This window comes from Asticcacaulis sp. AC466 (genome assembly GCF_000495815.1).
Classification (GTDB): Bacteria; Pseudomonadota; Alphaproteobacteria; order Caulobacterales; family Caulobacteraceae; genus Asticcacaulis.
Window position 1 is genome coordinate 1 of sequence record NZ_AWGE01000007.1, and the last position, 22,065, is coordinate 22,065.

20 protein-coding genes and 1 tRNA gene are annotated in these 22,065 nt (G+C 57.1%); 9 read left to right on the top strand and 12 right to left on the bottom strand.

From position 1 onward, the window contains the following. Positions 1 to 191 precede the first annotated feature (191 nt). Positions 192 to 425 carry a hypothetical protein gene (locus AEAC466_RS30510; RefSeq protein ID WP_023457596.1) on the top strand — a complete coding sequence of 78 codons (234 nt, stop codon included), beginning with the start codon at positions 192 to 194 and terminating at the stop codon, positions 423 to 425. 64 nt (positions 426 to 489) lie between these two features. On the opposite strand, the gene AEAC466_RS30515 is transcribed toward AEAC466_RS30510, so the two are convergent. The 5 genes from AEAC466_RS30515 to AEAC466_RS30535 form a co-directional block, all read right to left on the bottom strand. After that, a complete protein-coding gene (locus AEAC466_RS30515) occupies positions 490 to 1,302 on the bottom strand; it encodes an MBL fold metallo-hydrolase (RefSeq protein ID WP_023457597.1) in 813 nt (270 codons plus the stop codon). Next, positions 1,299 to 2,090, bottom strand: a complete 792-nt coding sequence (locus AEAC466_RS30520) for a TatD family hydrolase (protein WP_023457598.1) — start codon at positions 2,088 to 2,090, stop codon at positions 1,299 to 1,301. Before AEAC466_RS30520 ends, AEAC466_RS30515 begins: the two co-directional genes overlap by 4 nt. Positions 2,091 to 2,108: 18 nt before the next feature. Beyond that, complete coding sequence (locus AEAC466_RS30525; protein ID WP_023457599.1) at positions 2,109 to 3,110, bottom strand: DNA polymerase III subunit delta'; 1,002 nt, start codon at positions 3,108 to 3,110, stop codon at positions 2,109 to 2,111. Beyond that, entirely contained in the window at positions 3,110 to 3,766 is a 657-nt protein-coding gene (gene tmk / locus AEAC466_RS30530; RefSeq protein WP_023457600.1) for a dTMP kinase, read from the bottom strand. Before tmk ends, AEAC466_RS30525 begins: the two co-directional genes overlap by 1 nt. Before the next feature lie 75 nt (positions 3,767 to 3,841). Further along, complete coding sequence (locus AEAC466_RS30535; RefSeq protein ID WP_023457601.1) at positions 3,842 to 4,525, bottom strand: SPOR domain-containing protein; 684 nt, start codon at positions 4,523 to 4,525, stop codon at positions 3,842 to 3,844. 238 nt (positions 4,526 to 4,763) lie between these two features. Between AEAC466_RS30535 and AEAC466_RS30540 the strand changes: the two genes are divergently transcribed. From AEAC466_RS30540 to AEAC466_RS30560, 4 genes are all read left to right on the top strand, one after another. Then, positions 4,764 to 4,853: transfer RNA gene (locus tag AEAC466_RS30540), tRNA-Ser, on the top strand. A 303-nt stretch (positions 4,854 to 5,156) separates the two neighbouring features. After that, positions 5,157 to 5,870 carry a hypothetical protein gene (locus AEAC466_RS30545; protein WP_023457602.1) on the top strand — a complete coding sequence of 238 codons (714 nt, stop codon included), beginning with the start codon at positions 5,157 to 5,159 and terminating at the stop codon, positions 5,868 to 5,870. 330 nt (positions 5,871 to 6,200) lie between these two features. Continuing rightward, positions 6,201 to 7,091, top strand: coding sequence for a class I SAM-dependent methyltransferase (locus tag AEAC466_RS30555; RefSeq protein WP_023457604.1), 891 nt, complete (start codon positions 6,201 to 6,203; stop codon positions 7,089 to 7,091). Between the two features lie 336 nt (positions 7,092 to 7,427). Beyond that, a complete protein-coding gene (locus AEAC466_RS30560; RefSeq protein WP_023457605.1) occupies positions 7,428 to 8,807 on the top strand; it encodes a glycoside hydrolase 5 family protein in 1,380 nt (459 codons plus the stop codon). Between the two features lie 69 nt (positions 8,808 to 8,876). Here AEAC466_RS30560 and AEAC466_RS30565 read toward each other — a convergent pair whose 3' ends face one another. Then, on the bottom strand, positions 8,877 to 9,731 hold the full coding sequence (locus AEAC466_RS30565; protein ID WP_023457606.1) for a pirin family protein: 855 nt from the start codon (positions 9,729 to 9,731) through the stop codon (positions 8,877 to 8,879). 108 nt (positions 9,732 to 9,839) lie between these two features. On the opposite strand from AEAC466_RS30565, the gene AEAC466_RS30570 reads away from it, so the two are divergent. Beyond that, the gene (locus AEAC466_RS30570) at positions 9,840 to 10,745 is read left to right on the top strand and encodes a LysR family transcriptional regulator (protein WP_023457607.1); all 906 of its coding nucleotides are present in this window, start codon (positions 9,840 to 9,842) and stop codon (positions 10,743 to 10,745) included. Here AEAC466_RS30570 and AEAC466_RS30575 read toward each other — a convergent pair. Further along, entirely contained in the window at positions 10,742 to 11,416 is a 675-nt protein-coding gene (locus AEAC466_RS30575) for a hypothetical protein (protein ID WP_023457608.1), read from the bottom strand. The genes AEAC466_RS30570 and AEAC466_RS30575 overlap by 4 nt on opposite strands. A 42-nt stretch (positions 11,417 to 11,458) precedes the next feature. Between AEAC466_RS30575 and AEAC466_RS30580 the strand changes: the two genes are divergently transcribed. Both AEAC466_RS30580 and AEAC466_RS30585 read left to right on the top strand, forming a co-directional pair. Further along, positions 11,459 to 11,728, top strand: a complete 270-nt coding sequence (locus AEAC466_RS30580; RefSeq protein WP_023457609.1) for a sulfurtransferase TusA family protein — start codon at positions 11,459 to 11,461, stop codon at positions 11,726 to 11,728. 124 nt (positions 11,729 to 11,852) lie between these two features. Then, the gene (locus tag AEAC466_RS30585) at positions 11,853 to 13,181 is read left to right on the top strand and encodes a GGDEF domain-containing protein (RefSeq protein ID WP_023457611.1); all 1,329 of its coding nucleotides are present in this window, start codon (positions 11,853 to 11,855) and stop codon (positions 13,179 to 13,181) included. A gap of 8 nt (positions 13,182 to 13,189) precedes the next feature. On the opposite strand, the gene mfd is transcribed toward AEAC466_RS30585, so the two are convergent. Then, positions 13,190 to 16,678: a transcription-repair coupling factor gene (gene mfd / locus AEAC466_RS30590; protein ID WP_023457612.1), complete on the bottom strand. Its 3,489-nt coding sequence runs from the start codon at positions 16,676 to 16,678 to the stop codon at positions 13,190 to 13,192. Next, the gene (locus tag AEAC466_RS30595) at positions 16,679 to 16,972 is read right to left on the bottom strand and encodes an FAD assembly factor SdhE (protein WP_023457613.1); all 294 of its coding nucleotides are present in this window, start codon (positions 16,970 to 16,972) and stop codon (positions 16,679 to 16,681) included. 66 nt (positions 16,973 to 17,038) lie between these two features. Between AEAC466_RS30595 and recG the strand changes: the two genes are divergently transcribed. Beyond that, a complete protein-coding gene (gene recG, locus AEAC466_RS30600) occupies positions 17,039 to 19,105 on the top strand; it encodes an ATP-dependent DNA helicase RecG (protein ID WP_023457614.1) in 2,067 nt (688 codons plus the stop codon). Here recG and AEAC466_RS30605 read toward each other — a convergent pair. The 3 genes from AEAC466_RS30605 to AEAC466_RS30615 form a co-directional block, all read right to left on the bottom strand. Further along, positions 19,102 to 20,214: a DUF3089 domain-containing protein gene (locus AEAC466_RS30605; RefSeq protein ID WP_023457615.1), complete on the bottom strand. Its 1,113-nt coding sequence runs from the start codon at positions 20,212 to 20,214 to the stop codon at positions 19,102 to 19,104. The genes recG and AEAC466_RS30605 overlap by 4 nt on opposite strands. A gap of 97 nt (positions 20,215 to 20,311) precedes the next feature. Then, positions 20,312 to 21,229 carry a lysophospholipid acyltransferase family protein gene (locus AEAC466_RS30610; RefSeq protein ID WP_031238492.1) on the bottom strand — a complete coding sequence of 306 codons (918 nt, stop codon included), beginning with the start codon at positions 21,227 to 21,229 and terminating at the stop codon, positions 20,312 to 20,314. A gap of 3 nt (positions 21,230 to 21,232) precedes the next feature. Continuing rightward, on the bottom strand, positions 21,233 to 22,015 hold the full coding sequence (locus AEAC466_RS30615) for a glycosyltransferase family 2 protein (RefSeq protein ID WP_031238493.1): 783 nt from the start codon (positions 22,013 to 22,015) through the stop codon (positions 21,233 to 21,235). Between the last annotated feature and the right edge of the window lie 50 nt (positions 22,016 to 22,065).

The window sequence follows — 22,065 nt, forward strand, 5'->3', positions numbered from 1 at the left end:
GATATATCTCGCATAATAAATATTATGGGAAATTATGCTTATCTGTGACGAATTTGGCGACGTCCTGGCGCCTTATGCGTTTCTTATGCGGTGAAACATCCTTCGGCACATACCCCTTACGGCAGACGGCATAGGTTCGAGACAACGCCGTTTGCATGGCGTCGTTTATGTAGCTCGTAAAGGAGTTCACCATGGCCACCACGACCGCCGCTCGTTTTCAACCGACGACCGACAGCTTTGGGCAATTGACGCTTCATGCCGAGCGCGGCATGCGCGCCTTGCCGATTAATTTTCTGCTGGTCGTGGCCTTTATTGCTGTCTTCGTCTTTGGCTTGATGGGCCTTGCGGCTTTCGATAAGGCCGTGTTCACCCCGAGCCACGTTCAGCCATCGGTTTATGAAGGCGTTGTGCTGGATTACGATTGATATCAGGACGTGAACAGCCTGATGTGAAAAATTCAGATACGTACATATGTAACTGAAAACGTTATTAAAGTGAAACCTTAAGCTCAAGTTGATCGTAGGCTGGCTCGACACCGGGCGGCAATATCCTAGCTAGCGCCTCGTAATCGATATCCTGATGCAGATTGGTCAGGATCGCTCGCTCGGGCTTCACGCGTTCGATCCATCGCAATGTCTTTTCCAAATGCGAATGCGTCGGATGCGGCTTATAACGCAGGCAATCGACAATCCAGACCTTCAGATTTTTAAGCGCATTAAAGCTGTGTTCCGGCACATCCGACACGTCGCTCGAATATGCTACGTCACCGATGCGATATCCAACCGACCGTATCGGACCGTGAATCTGGTCGAAGGTCATAACCGGCATGGCTCCGCCCGCGCCGTTTATATGCCAGCCCTGACCGTGCGGCGGTATTAAATTCGGCTCGCATACCGGTGGATACCCCAGATTGCCGGTAAACACATATTTGAAACGCGTTTCCAACGTTTCGCGGGTTGCGGCATCGAAATAGCCATCGATCGGCCGACCACGAGCAAACGTATAGGCCCGCATATCGTCTATGCCATGGCATTGATCTGCGTGATCGTGCGTCCATAGGACGGCATCAATCGACTCGACACCGGCGGCGATCATCTGGCTGCGGAATTCAGGCGATGTGTCTATAACAACGGACGTCAGCGCATCCGGTGTCGTATCGTCGTGCAACCCAAACCAGGCCGAACATCGGGAGCGCCGATTTTTCGCATTGGTCGGATCGCAGGCGCCCCAATATCCGTCAATCCGCGGTACACCGGTCGAACACCCACACCCCAGGATTTTGACAATGAGGGTTTTGCTCATGATCTGGGGATCCGGTCGAACAAGGCAAAAAACGCATCATGAGTGCGCGCCCTCACCTCGTCCAGGCTCCAGTCGCGAATTTCGCCCAGCTTGTCATAGACGTGGGGGACGAAAGCCGGTTCGTTACGGCGCCCGCGCATCGGGATCGGGGCCAGGTAAGGACAATCCGTTTCGATGATGATCCGGTCGGCCGGCATGTCCTTGATAATGTCGCGTACATCCTGGGCGGCCTTGAACGTCGCTATGCCGGATACGGAAAACCAGGCGCCCATTTCGGCGCAGGTTTTTGCCAGTTCCGGTCCGCTGGTGTAACAATGGAGCAGCAGCTTGAATGGACCTTCGGCATGCGCCTCGGTCAGGACCTGCGCCATGACATCGTCAGCTTCACGGGTGTGAACGACCAGTGGCAGACCGGTGTTGCGGGCGGCGATGATGTGCTGGCGAAACACCTGGGCCTGTACGTCACGTGGGCTGAGGTCGTAATGAAAATCGAGCCCGCATTCACCGATACCGACGACTTTCGGGCGTTGCGCCAGGTCGATCAAGGTCTGCGCTGTCAAATCGGGATTTTCACGCGATTCATGCGGATGCGTACCGACCGTGGCCCATATATCGGCGTTGTCGTCGGCAATGCCGTACACGGCATCGAAATTGGACACGCGGTCGCAGATGTTGATCATCAAATCGACGCCCGCCGCCCTCGCCCGTCCGATCACTTCCGGGCGATCTTCGTCGAACTGCGGCGCGTGCAGGTTCACGTGGGAATCAATATATCGGCAATCAACCATAAAAGCTCACTTCATACATTAAGATAGATTTGCCAATTCATTGTAAATAGACCAGAAATAGTCGCCTCGGTCAAGATTGACGGATTCGACCTCTCCGACCGCCATATTGAGCCGCGACCACAATTGCGAATAGGTTTGGCCCTTTTGTGACGTCTCTGCGCTCAGGGAGCGGTCATGCAGACGGTCTGTCAGGCAGGCCATGAAGGTGGCGAATTTCTTGGCGCCATCGTTTTTTGCCGACGACGATTTGAACATGGCCGCCGCCTGCATCAGCTCGGCGCGCGGCGGCAGAGGCCGTTCCAGAAGGCGCCCCGCGAAGGCGTCCATATCCAGAGCGCCTTCTTCCATAAGGGTTAGCGCCTTGCCCGGTGCGCCGTGCGCCAAGCGCACCAAGCGCGCCTGATGCTCGTCGTCAATCTCGGTTCGGGCCCTGAGGAAGGTGCTGACGGCCTGGTCTGTCCAGGGTGCGAAGGTCAACCGGCGGCACCGTGATCGGATGGTCGGCAACAGCCGCCCGGGCGAATGCGAGATCAAAAACAGAATGCCTTTGCGAGGTGGTTCCTCAAGTATTTTCAATAAGGCATTGGCGGAGTTGATGTTTAAGTCATCAACGGAGTCTATGATACAGACCCGGTAAGGCGAACGCGACGGCGCCTTTGAAAAGAATTCCCCGATTTCACGCACGGCATCGACGCTGATATTTTTCTTCAGCTTGCTTTCGCCCATCTCGCGTTCGAGCACGAGCAGGTCCGGATGAGACCCCGCCGTGATCAAGCGTACATCCGCGTCGTCGGGCGACATGCCCAATGCGCCGTGGCTCGGGTCCCGGTCCTTGCCCATCAAAAACCGCGCGCAGCGGAAGGCGAAACTCGCCTTGCCTAGGCCTTGCGGTCCGCATAGCAGCCAGGCGTGATGCAGGCGGTTTTTCTGATAGGCCGACAGAAAGGCTTCGTCGGGCGCATCGCCCTGTTCGAAGGCAAAGCTTTCGCGTGGCGTGGTCAAGGCGACGGATTCGGCCATCACGCGCCCCGCAAATCGGCGAACGCGCTGTGCACGTGCGACCATATTTCGGCGGAGATTGCTTCGATCTCGCGATCGGCATCGATGACGCGGTAGCGGTCGGGCGCCTGGGCGGCCCGTTTGAGGAATCCGGCCCTCAAGCGTTCGTGAAAGACCACGCCTTTCGATTCGAATCTGTTTTCGGCGTCGCCCCGACCATGGGCGCGTCGCAGGCCGGCTTCGACCGGCATGTCCAGAACCAGCACCAGGTCAGGCTGAGTATGGCCGACGACCGCCTCGTCAACCTGCTCGATAAAGGCCGGAGCCACACCACCGCCCGCCCCCTGGTAAGCCCGTGAGGAGTCGGCGAAGCGATCGCATACCACCCACGCCCCCCGTTCCAGGGCCGGCCGGATGACCTTTTCCAAATGGTCGGCCCGGGCGGCATACATCATCAACAGTTCGCTCATGGGCGACCACCGCGTGGCGTCGCCGCGTACGAGCAGGTCGCGCAAAGCTTCGGCCCCCGGCGATCCGCCAGGTTCACGCGTCTGGACCACTTCCAGCCCCTGGGCGCGCAACCGGGCGACCAACGCCTTGACCTGGGTGGACTTGCCGGCGCCCTCACCGCCTTCGAAGACGATAAAGCGGCCCTGATGTGCGGATAATTTGTTCACGCTGCGAAATAGACCGTCTTCGCCACAATTCTCAAGTCAAATTTGGCGCAAGGCCACGGAAGACGATTGTGAAGGCTATTCGGCGCGGACCAGTATGGCGCCGCTAAAGCCGGCGTCTATGGCTTCCTGCCGGTGGCCCTCAGCGGCCGCGGCGCTGGCAAACGGTCCGGTATAGACGATATAGAGCGCGCCGCGCTGGTCTATGCGCGCGGTCTCTAGCCGGTCACGTGCCGTCTCGGCGTTGTCCTTGACGGAAAATGCGCCCAATTGGACAATGTAGCGCCGCCGGTCGTCGCTGGACGGCGCGGACGCGACAAATACCGGCGTCGACGTCATCGGATCGGCGGGGCCAAGCCAGGTGATCCGGACGTGCGCAGTGCCGCTGGCATAGACGCCCAGGGCCTTCGCCGCGCCGCGCGACAGGTCCATAACACGGTCACCGACAAATGGACCGCGATCGTTTACCCGGACGCGCATTGTCTTACCCGTATCGAGGTTGGTGACTTCCGCGATGCTGGGTAACGGAAAGGTCTTGTGGGCGGCGGAGATGCCGTCGGGTACGAAAACTTCGCCGTTCGCCGTCGTGCGATTAGGTGATTCCCCGGCATACCATGAGGCGACGCCGGTTTCGCTATGGCCCGCATCGGGCACGCGGGGGTAATAGGTCTTGCCGCGAACCGTGTAGGGTCGTGATGTGCCGGAATTGTAATGCGGGTCCTTAGCGACGCGCGGCCCAACCAAGTCTCCGTCGGAGCGCACTGTGGCGCATCCGGACAAAACTATAAGAGAAACAAGCGCTAAAAGCTTTGTTCCTGAACTTATGCCTGAGCTTATATGTGAGCTTTTTAGCTCGAACATGGGCGTTTTTCGCTGACTGACGGTACTCTTTTATGCCACTGTGCGCCCAATTTGCAAAATCTTGGTTAAAGCGCATTAAGTCTGATTTTGGACTTGGCACCGAACCGACAGCACGCTACAAGCGCCTTCCCTCGAGCGCGGACAGGTGGCCGAGTGGTTTAAGGCAGCGGTCTTGAAAACCGCCGTAGGTGGAAGCCTACCGTGGGTTCGAATCCCACCTTGTCCGCCATTACTAAAAAGCCGGCCCTCTTGGCCGGCTTTTTAGTAATGCAGGTGGGGACTTGAACCCACGGATAGTGCGGGTTCGAAAACCGAGCGCAGCGAAGGTTTCGGCGTAGCGAAGCGCAGCCAATCCCACCTTGTCCGCCATTTCCCGTTATTTTGCAGTGTGATAGCGAAAGTATCTCTCCTTCGGGAAGCGACCGCTATTGACGTGTTGAAGCGGCAAAGGTGAGCAAACGGCAATGAGGTCCTGTACGCGGCGCTACGGGGCCTGATATGCTCTATCAAACACCAGCACGGGTAACGCCAAATGAATTCAGAGCGGGCTGTAGAGCAGATGTTAGAGGGCTGGCAGCAGTCCCTTTATAAGAAATTAGACGTTGGAGGCTTATTCACTCGGAACAAGATAGTCCATAAATGGAAGGCACCTTGGCGTAGCTTGCTGCTGCGCGAGGCTTCATATTGGCGCATTCATGACCTGCTTTCGCAGTCGTATATCTTGCATCAAGGAAAGCAGGCGCTTGGCGCGCGTATTTTGCTCCGTAGTGCCTTTGAGACGCTAGCTGTTCTTATTTATCTCAATCAGATAACTGCGGCGGTGCTGGATGGCTCCCTAGACTTCCACCTGTTTAGCGATAAGACATCGACTTTACTGTTGGGTTCAAGAAACGCGGACACAAACATAAAGGCGATCAATATCGTAACAGTTCTAGAGAAAGCCAATAAGCAATATCCCGGCCTCTATGACCTCTACGCTGACCTTTCAGAAAGTGCACATCCGAACTATGAAGGTATGCTGCTAGGTTACTCCACAGCTGACCGTGAAAATTACGTCACCACGTTCTCAAATAAGTGGTCGGATATTTACGGAGCGAGGCACGCCGATTTGATGATGTCGTGCATGGATTTGTATAATACGGAGTATGACAATATTTGGCCTGCACGGTTTGAAAACTTAGAAAGCTGGATTGAAGCGCATGACGCTCAACTGGAGGACACAAAGCCGCCCGCTAAAGAGACTTGACCGTTCAGCTTTGCAGTCTCGTATATCCCCGACTTTTGCAGAGCTGGCTCAACGGCATCATCTTATAGCTGGCGCTGATACACCAGCAAGCCGTGACCCAGCTGGACAGCGCGTATCCGGTGGGCCATCGCTAGTACGCTTTCCGCCTCAAGCCAATGGCGACCGCTAGTGGGGAGCTGAAATAGGGCTTGGGTTGTCTTGCCTGTTACATTGTGGGCATTCGTATCAATCCCGGCTACCACAGCATCAATGACTGCCTTATCGAACAAAACCAAGCCTTGCCTTTTTAGCGGCTTTGCTTCCACAGTCCGCGCCTGAGCGGAGGCGCAAATGAGCGACAGCATCGAGCATGTATCGGATACGGCCTTTTGGGTGGCCTATTATCGCTGGCTGGAAACGCAGCGGCCGGACGCCCTCTTCCATGATCCGCTCGCGGGAAAACTGGTTGGCGATCGCGGCAAGGCGCTGGCCGGCGTCATGGGGATTGAGAGGGCCATGGCGTGGTCCATGTCCCTGCGGACCTACATCATAGATAACTACATCCTGGACGCCGTAGCCAAGGGCGTGGTGCGTATCGTCAATCTGGGCGCGGGGCTCGACACCCGCCCCTACCGGCTCGATTTGCGACCGGACATAGATTGGGTCGAGGTCGATTTCGCTCACATGATCGACTACAAAAATGACGCTCTGAGTGCGGACACGCCTCGGTGCAAGCTTGAGCGGATCGCTTGTGACCTATCGCAAGGCGACGCCCGCAGGCAATTGCTTGACGCGCTTGATCAGCGTGGTGGGCAAACACTTGTACTCACCGAAGGTGTAATACCCTATCTGACAAATGCGGATGTCGCCGATCTGGCTAATGATCTTTGTCAGCGTGACAGTATAGTCTATTGGATTACAGACTATTTTTCCCCCTTTTTTCATACAATGTCTGCGCGCGGGAGTGTGAAGCGGCAATTGGCTAAGAATTCGCCATTCCGCTTTAATGTCGGGGATCAACCCAATGATTGGGTGAGGTTTTTTGCCGATACGGGCTGGGAAGTCGCTGATATGCGCTATATCGGTGAAGAAGGCCTGAAACTGGGGCGGGATCTGCCCGCCAACTGGATAATGCGGCAATTCATGCGCTTCGCGCCCGAGGCACGGCTGCGCCCCTATCGCCGCATGAATGGCTATGCGCTTATGCAAAAAGGGCGGAAGCGCATCAATCTCGAAGATTGATAAGGTTTAGTCTTAGCCACAGCCCTCTTTTATCTATTAAATCAACATGCTGTGCCGGCTGTTTACGCTTCATTAAGGTGGGCGCGCCTAAGCTCATGGCTATATGACGCCGACCCTGATTCGGCGTCGCAGGCATATTGAGTATGTCTTTGATTTCCCTTTCGGTATGGCCGGATTTGTAAACTGGGTATGGCCAAGTAGTGCCAAGCATTTTGGGCGTTTTGCTACATTACTTATTTCAAATTTCTTTAATTTGCGCTAAGCCTGAGCCATCGCTTGTTCCGGTCCGTTTGCGGGCATAAAAGGAGAACAAGCACGAATGGGAAGGAACGCATCATGTCATATGTTTCACGTCGCTACCTTATGGGCGCTGGCCTGGGCGCCTTAGGGCTCGCCCTCACCACCCCTGCCATGGCTGCCAAAAAGCGGGCAAAGGCCCCTGCGCCAAAGCCCCAGAAGGTGTCGGACTTTGTCACGGTTGATGGCATTCATTTCAAGCTCAGGGGCGAAACCTATCGGTATGTCGGGGCAAATATTTGGTACGGCGCCTATCTGGGCTCCGCCGCCAGTTTTGGCGATCGCACGCGCCTGGTGAAGGAACTGGACGATCTGAAGGCGTTGGGAGTTTCCAACCTGCGGGTACTGGGGTCTTCTGAATTGTCGCCGTTGATCAATTCGCTGGATCCGGCTTTTTCCAATAAGCCGGGCGATTACAATGCGGACCTTCTGACCGGCCTGGATTTCCTGCTGGCGGAAATGGCCAAGCGCGACATGAAGGCCGTGCTGTACCTGACCAATTTCTGGGAATGGTCGGGCGGTATGGTCACCTATCAATATTGGACCAATGGCGGCAACTACATCAATATGGGCGATCCCGCGCACCCGTGGCCGGAGTTCGCCGATTTTTCTTCCCAGTTCTACGCCAGCGGCGCGGCCAAGCAGGCCTATTACGACTATATCAGGATGCTTCTCGGGCGCACAAATTCGATCAGCGGCGTCGCTTACAAGGATGAAACCTCCATCATGGCCTGGCAGTTGTCGAATGAGCCCCGCCCGGGCGGCAGCGAAGCAGTCATCAAGAAAAACGTCGACAACTACTATGGTTGGATCAAGGACTCTGCCGCTCTGATCCGGTCCCTGGCGCCGAACCACCTGGTGTCGCTGGGCCACGAAGGTCTGATGGGCGCCAACGGACAGGAAGACATCGTCATCCACGCGCACGAGCATATTGACTATCTAACGGCCCATATCTGGCCGCAGAACTGGAGTTGGGTTGACAAGGACGATCTGAGCGGCAGTTTCGATGCCGGTGCGAAGAAGGTACAGGCCTATATCGACGCCCACATCGCCATTGCCAAAAAGATCAACAAGCCGCTCGTCTTCGAAGAGTTCGGGTTTCCGCGCGATAATATTGCCTACGAAGCCGGGACGCCGACCACCTACAAGGACAGGTTCTACGGTCTGATCTATAAGGCGGTCGAAGATGCCATTGAGCACAATACGCCGGTCGCCGGCTCAAACTTCTGGGCTTGGGGTGGCGCCGGACGCGCCTTGCACAAGGGCACCTATCACATGCTGCGCGGGGAAACCGCCTATGTCGGCGATCCGCCGCACGAACCGCAAGGCTGGTATAGTGTGTTCAACACCGACACATCGACTCAGGCCTTGATCAAGACTCATGCGAGTCATTTGAAGTCTCTCAAGACAACGTCGTAACGCATTGTATAGAAAATAAAAAAATGACCGCGTCGCATCAATAGAAATATGCGACGCGGCCAAGGTTTATCAGAAGAGGCCGTTCTGATAATCGGTAAATGCCTGTTTGATGTCCTGAGTGGAATTCATCACAAAGAGCCCGTGACGTACGACGGGCTCGTTTAGTGGCCGGCCACTCACGACCAGAACGCGGGCGTCGCCCTGCCCTGCCGCCAGCTTCAGCACATTGCCGGCATCTAGGATCGCTGCCTGGCCGCGGCTGACGAGGCTTTGGCCGATCGCTACTGTGCCGTCGACGACGTAGACAAAACTTTGATAACCGTCGGGCAAAGGTAAGGTTGCGTCCCCTTCCGGCTTGAGAAGGATATCGACGATGAAGGGATCGGTGACAGGCGACGTGATTGGCCCTATCAGGCCATGATAGCGGCCAGCCAGTACGCGAACCTCCGCGGTCTTGAAAATAACGGCAGGAACATCGTCAGCCGCGAACGAACGGTAGACGGACGGTTGCATTTTTGCGGCGGCGGGCAGGTTCAAGGCGATCTGGAAGCCTTGGATTTCGCCATCGACCTGTTCCGGCATTTCCGAATTGACCAAGCCTGACCCGCTGGTCAGCCACTGAAGTTCACCGGCATTTATAAGCGCCGTATTGCCCTTGTTATCGCTGTAATGCAGGCGGCCGCGAACCATATAGGTTATGGTTTCAAAACCGCGGTGCGCCTGATCCGGAAAGCCAGGCATAGCGGCGAGCGGATTTTCGGCGCGCAATTCATCGAATGTCAGAAATGGGTCGAGTACGGGCAACCCATCGCTGCCGATTACGCGATTCAGAGTCACCCCGGCGCCGGCATTGGCCGGAATGGCGCGGACGATCCGCACTACGCGTGCCGCGCGATATTGCTGAGGTTGAGATTGCATGAACATTTGGCTGCCCTTCCGGAACGCGCGCCGGATTAACCCTTGTAGGCCGCGATATAGTGGATTAGGCTCGTTTCCAGAAGACGCAGTTCTCGCATCACGGTGTTGCATAATATGGAACAGCACAGGCTGGACTTCGACGATTTGCAGGCATTCTTCCTGGTGGCCGAGACCGGTAGTTTTGCCCGAACGGCGCAACGGCTGGAATCATCCAAATCCATAATTTCGCGCCGGGTGGCGCGGTTGGAAGCCATGTTGTCTGCCAAGCTTTTGCAGCGAACCGCACGCGGCACACATTTAACCGAAGCCGGAACACTCTATTACGAGCAGGCGCGGCAGGCGATGACGCAATTGGAATGCGCGGCGGAAAGCCTGATAGAGGCCACCACCGACCTGGCCGGGCCAATCCGTTTTACGGGGCCTGTGTCATTCGGTCGTGATTACCTGGCGCCCGTTCTGGCGGAATTCGTCACGCACTACCCGCGCATCGAATTGGATGTCGATTTCAGTGACGAAAAGGTGGATCTGATCGGTGACGGCTTCGATCTGGCCGTTCGCGTCGGGTCCATGGACGATTCCAGCCTGACCGCGCGACGTCTGTGTCAGTCGGGCCGTGTTGTTGTCGCCAGCCCGGAATATCTGGCATCGCACTCCCCCATTTCTTGCCCGCAAGATTTGGATGACCACGTCATCCTGCATTACAATGGCGTCCACACGCAGGACCTCTGGCGTTATACCTATCAGGGAGAGACCCATTCGCTGAAGGTCCGCCCGCATATGCGCTCGAACAGCCCCAACATGCTCATGGCGGCGGTAAAGGCCGGTGTCGGTGTCATGGTGATGCCGGTCTATATTGCGGGGGCAGCAATACAATCCGGTGAGGTTGACATCGTGCTCGGCGACTACGATTGGGGGCTTACCGATGTCAGTCTTATCCTGCCGCAAGGCCGGAATGCAACGCGGCGCGTCCGCAGCCTTGTGGACTTCCTGGTGCTCAAATTTCACAACAAATTCGGCTAAGGCTTGGTCGGAGTGGTCCTGGGTTTTGGCGCGACGGGCGGTGCCGTTGGCGTGGTATATGTCGGCCCGTCGTTTGACGCCGATGCCCCGCCTATGGCCGGAACCGCTGTCACCGTATAGCCGGCGGGCGGACGAAACCATGACGCATCCTGCGCGCCAATTGTCAGGTCCATAACCTGAAACAAAGGGTCTTTGCGACCCTGCTTTGTCATCTGCAAGATAATGTTGTCGCCCGTGGCGCACAGTAGGCCCGATTGGTTGAGATAGCCGGAAAATTCCATCAATCGGCACGGTTTACCGTTCACCAGAGAGGCGCCAACGATCTTGACCGCAGCCTGCCGTGTAACCACAGGTAATTCAAGCGGCAGTGGAATAATGCCATCGGCGCGATCGAGAGGAAAAACCAGGGCCGTACGTGTCTGTCCCGCCGTCAGGAGACTAATCAAGACACCCTTTTCGCGATCCGCAATATAGGTTTGAACGATACCGCCGGTATTGACGTCAACGCGCGTGCGTGCGCCGGATTGCCGGATATCCACCGGCAAGGCAAAGCCGGCCACACGCACGCGGGCGTACAGATCGACGTGGCCAGAAATGTCGTTTTGCGCCTGCGCCGGACAGGCAGCTAAGATCGCTATGGCGGCCAGACAGGCTTTCCAGGCGGTTGTCATTTCCGACTCCCAAGTTCGACTTGCTTATGGCAAGATTCGCGTATGAAACCTATCCTAAGCACCACCGATCTGACGCCTCCCGGCGAATTCACCGTGGTCGATGCGCGCGGCCATCGTTGCCCGGTGCCGACCTTGATACTGCGCCGACACATGGAAGCGGCGCAGGCCGGCCAAGGTGTCATATTGTACGCCAATGATCCGATGGCGCAGATTGATGTGCCGCACTTTTGCAATCAAAACAATTTCGTCTTGGTGTCGTCTGAGGCGAAGGATGAAATGTGGATATTTACCGTCGCCCGCGCGATGGGGTGATGGCGTGGTGGCCTGATATGTTACAACAATCTTTACTGTTGCTCTTTATGAATCGCCTGCCCACAAAGTACATGCTTATGACGACTGTTGCCTACCCCGTATCCGCCCAAGAGGAGCTGACATCTTGACCCTTCAGGCGCGTTTACTGTTGCTGAGTCGTGATGAAAGCTGGCTGCATACCATGGGGGATGAGCTGGATCGTCTTGGGATGCGTACGTTGATCGCGCGCGAACCTGATGCAGCCTATGCCGCCCTGGCCGACCTGCCGATAGAGGCTGTTCTGGTCGATGAGACCGGACAGGGGGATTGGAAGGATATCGAACCTCAGTTGCGGGCCGCGTGTTCGCCGCGTCGTATTCCCGTTATATTGATGCGTCACGATGATGATTACCGGGTGCCCGACGGTTGGGACATGGTGTTTACGCGCCAGGCCCATCCACAACAGATCGTGGTCAGCATCGAGCACCTGGTGCGCGCCTGCATTGCCGAAGAAGAGTACGACACACGCCGCGAAACCTTCAATGCAGACCTGCAAGATCTGGAAATCGTTCTGGAAAATCAGGACCCTCTGGCTATTCTGTCGATCGGTCAGCCCGATCCGGAATATCTGGCCATCACCCATTCTCTGCGAGAAAAAGGCGTAGATGTTACGGCCGCTCTGTCTTCTTACAGTGCTTTCGACTATCTGCATGACAAGACATTTGATGCCGTATTGTTGTGGGGCGGTGACCAACCGTCTGAATCCCTGTCGATTGCCGCAGGTATGCGCCGCAACACACGGCTCTATCATACGCCCGTCCTGCTGCGCCTCAACAAACTGGTAGAGGTCGATTTGGGCAATGCCTTCATGCGGGGCGTCAACGATATAGCCAATCCGAATGCCAAGGTGGGCGAAATTGCTGACCGACTGGTGCGGCTGGCCCGGACGCATCGCCGTCAGTTAACCATTCGCAAGACGCTCGAAAACATGCGGCATCATGCCGAAATGGATAAGGGCACCGGCCTGTTCGGCCGTGATCTGTTCGCTGCGCACCTGGCAAGATTGTCGAAGGCGGCGACCGAGCGTCATCGTACCCTGAGCATCTGCGTCTTGAAAATCGCCGAAACGCCGGATGTGGCTCGCGCCCGTTCGCGAAAGATGCTGGACAAGGCTGTGCCTCAGATCGGTTCCATGGTTGCCCGTCTCGTCCGTGCCGAAGATTCCGGCGGGCGTCTGTCCAATGACGTATTTGCGCTGGCCCTCCCCGCCACCTCGTTGGATGCCGCCCGCAGTGTCGGCGAACGCATATCAGCCGTGGTCAGCTGCACGGCTTTCGATTCCGGGCAGGGAAAACCGCCCTATGTCGTCGAATTTATCGTCGGCGCCGCTCAAATTCAGGATGGCGAACCCGCCGCCGCCGCGTTGACGCGGGCGGCGGCTGCGGTCGGCAATCCGGATCGTGAAGCGGTCTAAGCGCTCCCTTAGGCGTTTTCCACGGCCAGACGCGCCAGTTCCTTGACGATCTTTTCAGCCGCCGCCAGACGCTGCGAGGCTTCCGACCATTCACCGGTCACAACCAGCTTCTGATCGGGGCGCAGGCGCCAGTCAGGCCGTGACTGGGTGAACCTGACCAGGCCCAACGGATTGGCGAAGCTGTCGTTGCGGAAGGTTACAACGGCACCCTTGGGGCCGACGTCCAGCTTGGACACGTTGGCTTCGCGGCACAATCCCTTGATACCAACGACCTTGAGCAGTTGTTCCGCTTCTTCGGGAATTGGGCCGAACCGATCGATCAGTTCAGACGCCAACGCCTCGCGATCGGCCAGTTTTTCGGCTTCCGATACACGGCGGTAAAGCGACAGACGGATGTTCAGGTCCGGAATATAGCTTTCCGGTATCATGACGGCGGCCCCGGCATTGATCTGCGGCGACCAACTGCGCTGATCAGACATATTCTGAGCATTCTTCTGCTGAAGCTCAGCGACAGCGTCTTCCAGCATCTGCTGATAGAGTTCGACACCTATTTCGCGAATATGGCCTGACTGTTCGTGGCCGAGCAGATTGCCGCCGCCGCGAATATCCAGGTCGTGGCTGGCCAACTGGAAGCCTGCCCCCAAATTGTCCAGGGATTGTAGAACCTTAAGTCGCTTTTCTGATGCGACGCTTAAGGTTTTGTGCTGGGGTGTCGTCAGGTATGCGTAGGCGCGCGTCTTGGAGCGGCCCACACGCCCGCGTATCTGATAGAGTTGTGCCAAGCCGAACATATCGGCGCGATGAACGATCAGGGTGTTGGCGGTCGGCACGTCCAGACCGGATTCGACGATGGTTGTCGACAGCAGGACATCATACTGCCCCTCGTAGAACGCATTCATGACGTCTTCCAACGCCGTCGGCGACAACTGGCCGTGACCGGTGACAAATTTAACCTCCGGCACCTGGGTGCGCAGGAAATCCGCCACATCGGGTAGATCACTCAGACGTGGTACAACGTAGTAGACTTGGCCACCACGATATTTTTCGCGCAGCAAGGCTTCGCGCAAGGCCACAGGGTCATAGGGCAATACATAGGTCCGGACCGCGATGCGGTCGACCGGCGGGGTGGCGATGATCGACATGTCGCGAATGCCGGACAGCGCCATCTGGAGCGTACGCGGAATCGGTGTGGCCGAAAGAGCCAGCATGTGGACGTCGGCACGGAAGGTCTTCAGCTTTTCCTTATGCTTGACGCCGAAATGCTGCTCTTCGTCGACGATGACGAGCCCCAGGTCCTTGAAACCGACCTGTTCCGACAGAAGGGCGTGCGTGCCGATGACCACTTCGATTTCGCCGTTTTTCAAGCCCGCGCGGGTGTCGTCGGCGTCCTTCTTGGTGACAAGGCGCGACAATTGCCGGACCCGAATCGGCCAACCCTGGAAGCGCTGGCTGAACGTCTTGAAATGCTGACGGGCAAGCAGCGTCGTCGGACAGATAATGGCAACCTGCTGACCGGACATCGCCACGACAAAGGCGGCGCGCAAGGCCACTTCTGTCTTACCAAAGCCGACATCGCCGCAGATCAGGCGATCCATCGGTTGGCCCTTGCCCAGGTCTTCCAGAACGTCGGCGATGGCGTTGAGTTGGTCGTCGGTTTCTTCGTAGGGGAACTGAGCGCAGAATTCGTCATACAGGCCGGCCGGCGGATCGATGGTCTGGCCCTGTTTCAGGGCACGGGCGGCAGCCAATTGAATTAGCCCGTCGGCCATTTCGCGCAGCTTTTCCTTGGCGCGCGCCTTGCGGCTCTGCCAGGCGGCGGAGCCCAGACGGTCCAGTTGCGCACTGTCACTATCGGCCCCGTAGCGTGTTAACAGATCGATGTTTTCGACCGGCAGGTACAGCTTGGCGTCATTTGCATATTGCAGATCGAGGCAGTCATGCGGTGCGCCATTGACGTCCAGCGTCTTAAGGCCGTCGTAACGGCCAATGCCGTGTTCGATATGCACGACGAGATCGCCCGGCGACAAGGCGGAGGCTTCCGCCAAAAAGTTCTGTGCGCGCCGACGTTTACGTGGACGGGCTAACCTATCGCCTAAGATATCCGTTTCGGAAATCACCGCCAGGCTTTCGGTTTCAAAGCCGTGGTCGAGCGGCAATACCACGCGCTGGATCGGCTTGACCTTGGTGCCGGCTATGCCGAAGCTTTGTGCGTCGGCCCAGTTTGCGGCCAGCCGCATACCGGTCAGACCATGATCGGCCAGCATGACCCCAAGACGGTCGGATGAACCGTCTGTCCAGGATGCGAACAACACCCGCTTGCCTTGTTTGGACAGCGCCTTGGCGTGATCGGTAACCGCGGTGAATAGGTTCGTCGAATCAAGCAGACGCGCTTCGGAGAAATTTCGCCCCAGTCGTCCGCCGAGATCGATCACATCAGCGCCTTCGCGCTGGAACGGCTCAAAGCGGCGCACACGCTGGCCGGAGAGTGCGGCCTTCCAGTGCCGGTCATCAAGATAAAGCTTTTCGGGCGGCAGGGCCTTGTAGGCAGAACCGCCCTTCTCTTTCGCGGCGTCGGCCCGCAGGCTGTAGGCATCGCGAACAGTCTCGGCGCGCTCGGCAAAGGCATTATCGGCCAGCGCATCCAGCATGACCAGAGACTGCGGCGCCAGATAGTCAAACACGGTGTCCAGACCATCGTAGAATAGCGGCAGAAGGTGTTCGACGCCTTGACGGCGGATACCTGAGGACAGGGCGGCATATATCGGATCTTCACCCGCGGCGCCGAAGGTTTCCAGGTAATGCTGGCGAAAGCGTTTGATGCTCGTCTCATCCATGCGGATTTCCGACACGGCGGTAAAATCGAGACTGCTGATCTGCTTCAGCGAGCGTTGCGTTTCCGTATCGAAACTGCGGATCGATTCCAGGCTGTCACCGAAGAAATCGAGACGAACCGGTTCTTCATGGCTGGGAGAGAAAACGTCCAGCAATCCGCCGCGAACGGCGAATTCGCCCTTTTCTGATACAGTCGAGACGCGGGTATAGCCGTGGTTGAGGAAATAGGCCTCCAGGTCGGCGATATCCATGGTCTGGCCGGGCTTCAGAGTCAGGCGGCCTTCGGCGATGACGTTGAGCGGCGGGACCTTCTGCATCATTGCCGCAGCCGTTGTCAGCAGCAGGACCGGCGCCGGCGGACGCCGAGATTTGAGGCCAGCCAGACGCGACAGGGCGTACATGCGTTGCGCCACTATACCAGGCGTCGGGCTCATGCGGTCGTAAGGCAGGCAATCCCACGCCGGGAAATGCAGGATATCCAGACCGGGGGCGAAGAATTTCAGGGCTTCAGCAACCGCATTCATCCGTGCGAAATCGCGCGCCACGAATACACTGACGCCTTCGCTTTTCGCCAGATCGGCCGCTATCAGACTTTCATAGCCTTCCGGCGCGCCGCTCAGCGTCAGGGCATGGTCGGGACGCGTAATATCGTTCAGGTCGAACATTTATATCTTCGTGTAAGCTATCTTATAGTATTGATTGAGTTTATTCATTATTTCGGACTGCCACTCGACCGGAGTCGGTTCGCGTTGGATGATCCAGCCGTACAGGTCCTGGTCAGGGACTTCCAGCAGCGCTTCGAAGATATCCAACTCTTCGGCGCTCATTTGTGTCATCATATCGTCGGCAAAATTGCCCAGGATGATATCTGCTTCCTTGAAGCCACGACGCCACGCCCGAAAGGACAGCTTTCTCAGGCGCGCCTCATGCCGCTCTTGATCGGTTTCGATATTGGGCACAGGTTTAGTCTCCAAAGCGTATTCAGGGCCTTCTCATAAAGCATTTTTGGTGCTTGATAAGCCCCCATGCGACCAGAAATTTTGTTTCCCTACTACGCGCCGGTGACTAGCCTCAAGGGCGTCGGGCCGAAGCTTGCGCCGACATTGAGCGCGCATGTCGGGAGCCATGTTCGCGATCTGGTCTTCTTCCTGCCATCGGGACTGATAAAAAGACCATTGGTAAGTGTAAGCCAGGCGCGTGTCGGCGAGGTCCAGACGATCGCTGTCACCATCGGCGGATACCCGCCCTCGCCGCCCAAGGGACCGCAGCGCGTCGATGTGTTCGACGACACGGGGCGGCTGCAACTGACCTATTTTCATCGCATACGCGGGTTTGAACAGCAGCATCCGGTCGGCGCCCGGCGATTGATAAGCGGCAAGGTCGAAAAATTCGGCCAATACCTTCAAATGTCCCATCCGGACTATATTGTCGATGAGGCACGCGCGGAAGATATCCCGCCCTGCGAACCGGTGTACCCGGCGACGTTAGATTTGTCGTCTCGGATGATCCGGAAATTCGTCCAGACGGCGTTGGCGGCCCTGCCCGTCCTGCCGGAATGGCATGATGAGAACATGTTGGAAAAGCACGGTTGGCCGTCATTTAATGACGCGCTCACGCGCAGCCACAGTCCCGAAAGCGACCTCGATCAGTCGGCAGATGCCTCGCATCGCCTGCGCTTGGCCTATGACGAAGCCCTGGCGCACCAACTGGCGCTCAAGGCGCGAAAGCAACACCGCCAAGCGACGCCGGCGCGTGTGGTCGTGTATCGCACCTGGTGGGACCTGGCGCTGAAAAGCCTGCCCTTCGCGCTGACCGGGGCGCAAGACCGCGCCATTGCCGATATACGGGCTGACCTGGCCTCCGGTCACCGCATGAACCGCCTGATCCAGGGCGACGTCGGAGCGGGCAAAACGCTTGTCGCGCTGGCGGCCATGATCGACCTGGCCGAAGGCGGGTTCCAGAGTGTCATGATGGCCCCGACCGAAATTCTGGCGCGTCAACACTACGAGAAAAGCCTGACGATTCTTCAGGCCGTCGGCATTCGGTCGATACTCATGACAGGACGTGACAAGGGCAAGGCGCGTGAGGAAAAACGTGCCGCCGTCGCTAATGGTGAGGTCACGATCATCTTCGGGACCCATGCTGTCTTTCAGGATGGGGTCGATTTCAAGGCGTTGCAACTCGCCGTCATTGACGAACAGCACCGATTTGGTGTGGGGCAGAGGCAGAAGCTGTTTTCAAAAGGCGATGCAGTCCATTACCTGTCGATGTCGGCCACGCCTATCCCCCGCACCTTAGCGCTGACGCAATATGGTGAGGCGGACCTAAGCATATTGGATGAAAAGCCTGCGGGACGTCAGCCTATTCATACGGCGGTGTTGCCGCGTCAGCGCCTGGCCGATGTGATCGCGCGACTGCGGAGTGCTGTGGCGGAAGGCTCTCAGGCCTATTGGATCTGTCCTTTGGTCGAAGACACGGCGGAATCAGACTTGATTGCCGTTGAGCTTCGCCACAGCGAGCTTCAGGAGGCTCTGGGGATCGAAATCGGTCTCGTGCACGGCCGGATGCCGTCGGAAGAAAAAGACTCAGTAATCAGCCGATTTGCCACCGGTGAGGTGAAGATTCTCTGCGCTACCACGGTGGTGGAAGTCGGCATCGACGTGCCTACGGCGTCGATCATTATCATCGAACAGGCTGAGCGTTTTGGCCTGGCGCAACTGCATCAGTTGCGCGGTCGCGTTGGGCGGGGGCGCGACAAGAGCGCGTGTATCCTACTCTACGATACCCCGTTGTCCAACAATGCCAAGGCGCGTTTGGAATTGTTGAGGGATACCGAAGACGGCTTCAAGATCGCCGAAATGGATTGGAAGTTGCGCGGTGAAGGCGACATTCTGGGCGCGCGCCAGTCGGGCTTTCCGGATTACCGGTTTGTCGATCCCGTCGCCCATAGCCGGCTGATTGCCACAGCGGCTCGCGACGCTGTCTATATTCTGGACCACGGTAACGCCCTGCCTGAGCCGCGGCGAAAGGCAATAGAGGTGCTCAAGCAATTGTTCGACTGGCGCCCGGATATCGCGGATAAGCAGGATTAAGGTTTGGCCTGAGTGGGAGACTTGGGCAGGGTCTGAAAGGCCAGCCAACGCGCCTGCATATCCGCTTGAAGATCGCCATAGAACAGATTGTACGAATTGACTTTCCGCTTGTCTTCCCAGGTTCCACCATCGTCAAATGACGGCGATTTCGGCTTGTCGACGAACAGCAAGCCGCCCAGGCAATGCGCCGATACTTTGCGCGCAATCCGCGCGGGTTCGGTCCCCCATTCCAGATCGGTCGCGTTGGTGGCGCCGAGCGAACGCCGGGCATCGACTGGCTCATTCGTCGCAGCACCAATCAACGGATTGACGCACACACCCTTTTGGGAGCCCAGACCTTCCAGACTGTCCCCTTGCCAGTAGACTGCTTTTTGCAGGACTTGGAGAGCGATATCCGGCCGGCCGGAATTTATGCTCAGATAGCTGACCACGCATCCCGTCTGTTGCCGCGACATGCAGGCGGGCACCCACGGGCTGGGATTGCCGAACTGACTTTCCGGCGCCAGGGTTTCAAGCAAGTAGGCAGCGACCAGTTGCCCGCGCAGGTCCGGGTTAGGGACGACGACGTCACGCAACAACCGTTCGGCCAGAAGTCCGCCCTGCTCCACGCCGACAATCATAAAACCATGACCGCCCCGGCGTGTTTTTAGGAAGTGGGTGAAGGCGGCCAAAACGTCATGGTAGGCGAATTGCCGCGCTTCGCGAGCGTCGTCACGGAGGGTCAACTGGGTATAGAGACTGGCCTGGCGGTACTTTGGTGCATAGATATTGCCCATGATGGCGAAGGGGCCCGCATAGTTGGGCAGTTGCACACGCTGCACTTCCTGTTGGATAGTGTTGCTGGATGTGGAACCCAGCCAGTCCTTACCGCCATTGTAGCTTGTACCATGGACAAAAAAGACATCCACCTTGCGGGGATCGGCATAAAACTTGGCCAGCGCCGGATTTAGGAACCAGCTGTCGGGTTGATCGTAATTGGGTGCTGGCGGTGGGTTATAAATCTGAAACGGAATTTTCGGATCGAGATAATTACGATGTATGTCGTTTTGCAGATAAAGAAAGGCTACGGCTAGAAATGCCCCCGCGACAGCGCCTATCAGCAGGCTCAACCTACGCTTTTGTAAAATCTGCTTCCACATTCGAGTACAAGCTTACGGGGGTCTGAGACGGTTGGAAAGTGCGCGAAGCTTCACTTTTAATAACAGGTCATTGCGACGTGGACTTGTAAAGTGAGGTAGGCCAACGCTTGTGTACCCAAAACCATTCGGCTGGGTTGTCACGCACCGCATGTTCTATGAAGGCTGTGATTTTGCACACAGTGGAATCGACGTCCTGGCCTTTATGTCCGGTGTCATCTACGGGAATAGCGTCGTGCACGGTGACGCGAAAACGCGCCTTATGCAGGCGGCGAATGGTCAGGGGCTGTAAGACCGTTCCAAATCGTTGCGCTAATTTGGTCGGTCCGGGCGCGGTTTCGGCGATATGGCCAAAAAACGGTGTGGGAACGCCGCGGTTAAACTTCTGATCATTCATCAGCCCGACCGACTCACCCTTTTGCAGGGCGATCAACAACTCTTTGGCACCATCGCCGCCCTTTGGAGCGAACATATTCACGCCATAGGCGGCGCGGCCAGATTTAATTCGGGCATCGACGTAGGGATTGTTCGCTGCGCGGTAGGTAATCATATAAGGCACCTTGGCCTGAAGGATCGCGGCATTCATCACTTCCCAGTTCGACAGATGACCGGAGATGAAGATTACCGGTTTGCCGCTCTGCGCGATCGCTTCCAGCCGCTCGAAGTTCTCTATCTCGACACGGGCGGGGTCGAAAACAATGCGGTCCATGATCGGAAATTCGGCGGTGGTGCGACCGGTGTTTTCCCATTGCTGTCGGATTAAAGCATCCCGCTCCTCGGTCGGCATATTGGGGAAGGCCAGTTCGAAATTCCTCAACACGGTTTTCTGCGTAGAGGTCCATGGTCCTATATGCCGAAAGAGCCAGCCTCCCAGGTCGGAGGCCGTGTCGACGGGCAAGGCGCGGGTGATGGCGACAAACAGATCGTAAAATATGGCTTCAATGCGCCAACCGACCTTTTGCATGAATGTAGGGGTGCGATCTGCCATTGGTCAGCGCGCCGTTAGATCGGCGTTTTTCTGCGCCGCCAGGATTTTGAGAAGTCGCTTCGCACGCGCTTCAGCCGCCAGGTGACTGCTATATATGCCATCCCAACCGCCCGTGAAGTGGCACCGGAAAAAGAAATAGCGAATGAAGACGAAGGGATATTCGAATGGCAGACGCAACCATATTGTCCAGGCAGGTTTCTTCAGCACCTTGGCTTGCAAATTGGTGTACGAATCGAGCTTGGCGCGTATGTGATCATAGGACCGCGCGGAGTAATGCATCACGGCGCCTTTGAGCTGGCCCACCGGTTCCGACCGGGTATCGACCGTATCATGCACCTGACTTTCACGGAAACGGACGACACGGCGATCGTAGAGCCTGACATAATTGTGATAGTCAGCCCATAGGCGCGGCTTTTTTTGGCCCGGATAAACGTTCTTGATCTTGAAGCGATAGGCATTGAGCGACGGTCCCGACGCCATTAATGCCTTTATTTCAGAGAATAACTCCGGTGTGACGATTTCATCGGCATCGAGGTTGAGTATCCAGTCATTGGCGGCGCAGTCTTCGCTGTATCGCTTTTGTGGCCCGTAGCCGGGCCAGTCATGATGGACGACGCGGGCGCCCAACCCCTCTGCCACGGCGATTGTATCGTCGGTCGAACCGCTATCGACGACAACCACTTCGCTGACCAGTCCCTGAACCGCCCGTATACAATCGCCAATCCGGTCGCCTTCATTCTTGGCGATAATACAGCAGCTTAAGGGTGTTGGCGTTCCGTGGTTCATGCTAGCCTTTGTGCCCAAGACGCCTGACTCAAGCAAGCTTACTTTTAAGT